The sequence below is a fragment of the Phocaeicola sp. RTP21198st1_B8_RTP21198_201120 genome (genome assembly GCF_040929485.1).
GTDB lineage: Bacteria > Bacteroidota > Bacteroidia > Bacteroidales > Bacteroidaceae > Phocaeicola > Phocaeicola dorei.
In genome coordinates this window covers 379-1395 of the sequence record NZ_JBCOCI010000354.1, presented here as the reverse complement: position 1 = coordinate 1395, position 1017 = coordinate 379, and the positions used below count along the sequence as shown (strand labels likewise).

General features: G+C 41.0%; 1 protein-coding gene and 1 pseudogene. Both read left to right on the top strand.

What is annotated here, in order from left to right:
• A pseudogene (locus AB5935_RS26235) lies at positions 1 to 575 on the top strand (GH25 family lysozyme); the annotation flags it as partial.
• 76 nt (positions 576 to 651) lie between these two features.
• On the top strand, positions 652 to 1017 hold a 366-nt coding region (locus AB5935_RS26230; RefSeq protein WP_368327897.1), incomplete at its 3' end, for an FAD-dependent oxidoreductase.

The window sequence follows — 1017 nt, the reverse complement described above, 5'->3', positions numbered from 1 at the left end:
TCCTTATGCTTATCGATGGAAACCTTGTCATGGTTTAAAGGAATACGGAGTTTGTATCCCTGACGGATATGATATTCATGGTATTGACATTTCTCATTATCAGGGAAAGATTGATTGGAAAAGACTGTTGCAGAATAAAGAGACGGCTACTCCTTTGCATTTCGTTTTTATGAAAGCTACAGAAGGAGGAGACCATAACGATACTACCTTTGAGGCGAACTTCGCCAATGGGTGATTTACCTCCCGTACTTGATGTGGAAGTGACCGGGCGGAAGGAAAAAAAGGAATTGCAGCAAGGCATTAAACGCTGGCTGGACCGGGTGGAATCTCATTATGGAGTGAAACCTATTCTTTATACTTCTTATAAATTTAAAACCCGTTATCTGGACGATTCTATCTTCAATACATACCCTTACTGGATTGCCCATTATTATGTTGACTCTGTAAAGTATCAGGGGAAATGGGACTTTTGGCAACATACTGATGTGGGAAGTGTTCCCGGCATCAAAGAAGACGTAGACCTGAACGTGTTCAATGGCTCGTTAGAGGAACTTAAAAAGCTGACAATTAAGTAACAGGTATTTCTTTTCCCAACAACTTATCTCTTCTCTCATTTGTTATAATCGTATTATTACTAAAAAAGATACGATTATGAACTTTGATATAGCTATTATTGGTGGTGGTCCTGCCGGGTACACAGCTGCCGAACGGGCAGGGGCCAACGGATTAAAAGCCGTTCTTTTTGAGAAAAAGGCAATGGGTGGAGTGTGTCTCAATGAGGGGTGTATTCCTACTAAAACTTTGTTATATTCTGCTAAAATACTGGATAGCATCAAGAGTGCTTCCAAATATGGCGTTTCTGCCGAATCTCCTTCGTTCGATTTATCCAAGATTATGAACCGCAAAGACAAAACAGTGAAAATGTTGACGGGTGGCGTGAAGATGACTGTGAATTCTTACGGAGTGACGATCGTGGAGAAAGAAGCTTTTATAGAAGGAGAGAACGAGGGGATGATC